Origin of the sequence: Pseudomonas sp. E6002, assembly GCF_013385565.1 — a bacterium.
Taxonomy (GTDB): Bacteria; Pseudomonadota; Gammaproteobacteria; order Pseudomonadales; family Pseudomonadaceae; genus Aquipseudomonas.
In genome coordinates this window covers 52,832-57,333 of record NZ_JACAPT010000019.1, presented here as the reverse complement: position 1 = coordinate 57,333, position 4,502 = coordinate 52,832, and the positions used below count along the sequence as shown (strand labels likewise).

The window sequence follows — 4,502 nt, the reverse complement described above, 5'->3', positions numbered from 1 at the left end:
GAGCGTTTTGCTTACTTTTGCGCTGTTCAAAAGTGAGCCGCTGTAAGAGCGGAACCGATATAAGCCATCACCCAAATAATGGATATGCCCCCGATCCAAATCCCCCCCTCAACTGTTAAGCCTCTCCTGCCGCACGCCGCGCATCGGCCTCACCTCATCCCCCAAACAACGCCGACAACTATAAACCCCCAACACCACCGGCTTTTTCTGCGCCCCACGCTCAACCCAGGTCGGCGCAACAAACCGATACCCCTGGCCCGTCGCCGTCGCGATATACACCGAATCATCATCCCCCAACGCCCGCCGGATCGCCTTGATCTGCGCCCGCAGGTTGCACTCTTCCACCACCAACCGTGGCCAGGCGATGTCCAGCAATTGGGTCTTCTCCAACAGCTCACCAGGCCGCGAAGCGAGGGCAATCAGCAACGTCAGGGCCCGACTGCCCAGGCTCACCGGCTCACCGTTTTTCAGCAGCAGATGACGTCGGGGCAGCAGTTGATAAGGGCCAAAGTGGATTTCAATAGCGCTGTCTTCAAGGTGGCCGCGGTGTGAATACGTCATGTGATTAACCTTTGTGCATGTTCAAAAACACAACCCCGCGCGGCTCCCTTCGCGCAAGGCTGCAAGGGAAGGTCAGGTGTTGATCGCCGGGATCGGGTCTTCAGGATAATCACCCGGCTCCGTAGGCCCGCCAGTCAAGCCGTATTGCTTGAGCACCGGCGCAAGCTGGCCATAGAACGCGTCCTGCGCCTTGCCATGGGCATCAGCCAGGGCGAAGGGCAGGAACGCGCTGCCGATCCCGCCAAGGATCGCCGTAGCCCCGCCGAGGATCCCGCTGATGGTCCCGGCCACCGCGCCGATTTCCGTGGCCCCGTACAACCCGGCCCCGGCTTCCACCAACCCGGCCACCGCCGCACCCGTACCCAGCACGCCGGTGGCCACCGAGAAACTGCCGCTCAGGTAGTCGCCTTTTTTCAACGAGTCGACACCGCCAATCACCCCGATGACACCGCCGATAATCCCGCCCGCCGAGCCGATAATCTTGCCGGCCGCGCCGAGGTTGGCGATTTGCTGCGGGCTCAGCGGGCCCTTGCCCACCGGTACCTTGCCGGGGAAATCACCAATGGTGCCGCCATCCGGGCGGTTGACCCAGGTGATACCGTAACCCGCTTCCTTGGCGTATTTGGTGCCGCCCTCCATCAACAGCCCGGCAAATTGCAGCCCGGCGGATACCCGGTTCGCGTCCGCCACCGGCGTGTTGCTGCCGCTGGCCGAACGGGCCATCAGCACGCCGCTCATCAACACCGCACTGCCGATGTGCAGCAGGCCTTGCTTGAATGCCGGGCTGACGTCGCCGAACTTCATGCCTTCGATGGCCTTGGGCAGTGCGTCGGCGATCTTGTTGCCCTGGCGTCCGATGTCCCATACCGAACGCAGCATCGACACCACTTGCGCCGGGTCGATCTTGCCGCCATCCGAGGTGACGAACATCTCTGGGTCTTTTTGCTGGGCGTCGTTGATCGCGGCAGTGACCTTGGCTTCGTCGAAGTTGCCCTTGCCGTCCCCCAAGGTGATGTTCAGGGTGTCGGTGGTGGCGCCGCCGAGCAGGGCGTCGCCAAGGTCTTCGTTGAAATTCACCTGCAAGGTGGCGGCGTCATCCGCCGAGGCCTTGTCACCGAGGAAGGCCTGGGCCGAGGCCGTGCTGGCGGCGAAGCTGCTGGCCGCCACGGTCGGGTCCATGCCGCCGGCCACCGCGTCGGTAAAGGCCTTGCCGGTCACCAGTTGGTTTTTGTAGTACTGCTGGATGTTGTCGCTTTGCCCGGCCTTGTCGGCGATGCCGGTCAGGTCCACATGGCCGTTGCCCCCCAGCGCCAGGTTGGCGATGGTCGTATCGTTGGCCGCGTTTTGCAGGCCCATGCCCATGTCGATCTGCTTGCCGTTCTGGTCCTTGGCGTTGAGGTTGTCGTTAAGGTTTTTGCCGGTCTCGATGTCGTCGGTGTAGTAGTTCTGCATCGCGACTTTCATCGCCGGGTTGCTGTCGACGATGTCGGCCAGTGCCGGGCCGCGATTGTTTTGCAGGAAGCCTTGCACGTCCGGGTCGGCCGAGAGGGTTTCGATGCCGCTTTGCAGCTGTGCCTTGATTTTGTCTTCGTTGGGGTTCAGGCCGTAGTGGGGCGAGGTGTACTTGTCCATCAACCCGGCGTGGGGCACGTAGTCGCTGACCAGCAGGCGGGTTTGTGCATCGGTCAACTGCACCAGCACCGCGGCTTTCTGTTCGCCGCTGTAGTTCTGCGGGTTGGCCAGGATGTCGGCGGTCAGGCCCGAGGTGTCGACGCCTGCGACCGCATCGCGGGTGGCGGCACCGTCGAGGAAGGTCAGGGTGTCGCTGTCGGTTTTCGGCGCCTGTTTTTCGAGCCAGGCGCCGATGTTGTCGCGGGTGCCGATGCCGTCCGACTTGCCGGTGGCGGGGTTGTCGCCGCCGGTTTCCAGGGCGTGGAACATCCCGGGTCTGGACCACATGGCCGCCGCGCCGGTCAGCTCGGTGCTCAGGGCCGAATCGCTGCCCAAGGCTTGCAGGTTGTCGCTGCGCAGCATGCCGTCGTTGCTGCGCTGGTTGGCGTCACCGGGGCGCATCGCCGGACCTGCGCCAGCGGCCAGGCTCTCGTTGGCCATCAGGATTGCCGCCGACTTGGCATTCGCCTTGGCCAGGTCACCGGGTTTGCTGCCGAGGAAACTGCCATAGGATTTCGACGCGGCGCCGAGGTCCTTGCCGGCGTTGTCGATGAAATGGTCGACATCGGAATGGGTGATCACATTGTCGGCCTTGCCACGCCCGCCGGTATCCAGCGCGGCCATCAGGCTCGGGCTGCTGGCCACGTACTTGAGTACGGCCTGAGCCTCGGGGGGGAGTGTCGTGGGTGGGTTGGCGAAGTCGATCGGCGCGCCATGCAGGCCCCAGGCGTCCCAGTTTTGCGAGAGCAATTGCGCGGCCGCCTTGGGCCGGTTCAGGTCGAGTTCTTCCTTGGTCGGCGTGCCGCTGGTGTTGCCGGTGATGGTGTCCCAGTCCTTGGCACCCGACACGCCAAACGATGAGGTGTCGATCCAGGACGTGTCCGAGGCGCCCGCCGCGCCGGTGCTGCCGGCATACAGTTTGGCGACCTGGTCGTACAGCGCGGGGGTGATGTCCTGGGACACGATCACCTTGTCGCCCGACGCCGTGGTATAGCGAATCAGGCCCGGGCCGACTTCTTCGGGCGGGCCGATATTCGCTGCCGGGTCCATGGTTTCCATGGGGCCGGCCAGGCGGTAGCCCTCGGCCTGGCTGGCATTGATCGCAAAGAGCTTGGCCGAGTCGCCGCTGACCTGGGCGAACAGCGCGGGTGTTTCCTTCTGGCTGACCACGATTTTGTCGCCGGCACTGGTCTCGTAGCGGATCAGTCCGGGGCCCAATTCGGTGGTACTGCCGATCGCCTTGTAGTTGCCCAGGCCAGGCGCCACGGTGCTGGCGTCTGCCTCCTTGTAGCCGGCGCCTTTGCTGTCGGCCAGATTCTTCTCAAGGGTCGCGTCGCTTCGCTGTGCGTTGTACTGGTTGACCAATTGCTCAAACAGCCTGGGGTTGTCGATCTGCTTGAGGGTCACCGGTTTGTCGCTGCCCAGCGGGGTGTAGGTGATGCTGTTGTTCACCGGTGCCTGCACGTTCTGGTACGGCAGCGGAATGGACGGCCCGCGGATTTTCGAGGGGTCGAATACCGGCTTGTCGACGGCGGTGAACAGGGCTTTTTCGAACGTGCTCCGGGAGCCATCCGGGCCTTTGTTGTCGGCAGGGTCAAGGCCATTCGGGATCGCAGTCATAGATCACCTGGAAGTTGTTTTATATCAGTCGATATTTAGTGCAAGTGCACTAACTGGGGCGGGCGAAAGTTGCGAAGTGTTATTGGGTTAACCCGCGCCGAGCTATCAAACGCGATGATCAAGTCGGTTTTGTTACAAATTGAAATATCTGCAAAGTTGGGCAAATGGCTATTAGTTAAAAGTGTGAAGTTGTCGGATTTATTTTCTGGAATTGTTGAGTGATCAACGTTTTTACCCAGGGGTAACGGGCTCGTAAATTGTTCGAGTTGGTTCGTTTTTCAGGTTGTGCCCCCGTAAACATTGGGTCTCGTCGTGTATTGGTTTTTTAACAAAAGTTCCACGCCCGCGCGGCGATGAGATTTTCTCAACGGCACGTTGAGCCGGATTTTTCACAGCACCTGCCATGAACGTTTCACAAGCTTTCACAGCGAAGGCGTTTTGTTCGTGAGTAGTATGGTTCCCATGCAAACCGACGGCTGCATGGCCAACTCACTGTCTGACGCTGGGAGTTTGTTTCGGTTTGCATGCGGCTTAACTTCCCTATCGATGCAAGGAGATTGAACATGGCTACTACTCCACCAGTAAGTGCAGGCGGCGCCGACGACGCTATCGCGAAGATGGAAGCAACTTTCAACATGGCCATCGAGAAG

General features: G+C 61.4%; 2 protein-coding genes. Both read right to left on the bottom strand.

The window, feature by feature from the left end; genetic code table 11:
* Positions 1-108 precede the first annotated feature (108 nt).
* A complete protein-coding gene (locus tag HX815_RS16610) occupies positions 109-561 on the bottom strand; it encodes a winged helix-turn-helix domain-containing protein (protein WP_177028595.1) in 453 nt (150 codons plus the stop codon).
* Between the two features lie 72 nt (positions 562-633).
* Complete coding sequence (locus HX815_RS16605) at positions 634-3,852, bottom strand: type III effector HrpK domain-containing protein (RefSeq protein ID WP_177028594.1); 3,219 nt, start codon at positions 3,850-3,852, stop codon at positions 634-636.
* Positions 3,853-4,502 lie beyond the last annotated feature (650 nt).